Source organism: Bartonella sp. MR168JLCBS, assembly GCF_042194175.1.
Map to the genome: position 1 here is coordinate 261 of NZ_JBHIMP010000594.1, position 298 is coordinate 558.

The 298-nt window shown below is 40.6% G+C and carries 1 protein-coding gene; it reads right to left on the reverse strand.

Annotation, left to right across the window (positions count from 1 at the left end; translation table 11 throughout):
* A partial coding sequence (locus ACFIK8_RS12900) for a Gfo/Idh/MocA family protein (RefSeq protein ID WP_375669649.1) occupies positions 1-298 on the reverse strand: 298 nt, incomplete at both ends.

The window sequence follows — 298 nt, forward strand, 5'->3', positions numbered from 1 at the left end:
CCCACCATAAAAATCCGTCCGTATTCTCTAGCAACCTGAACTTGACGTTCAGCATCCGCAACATTCAAGGCAATTGGTTTTTCAACCAAAACATCTTTGCCATTTTTAACAGCCTGTAGAACATTTTCTGTATGAAATTGTGGAGGTAATGCTAGCACCAGAGCATCAATATCTTTATGAGTAAAAAGATCATCAGGCACAACAACATCAACACCGTACATATTTGCAAAACTTGCAGCACGATCAACATCAACATCAGAAGCTGCTGCTAAAGCTCCAGGACTCTTGAGTGTTCGTA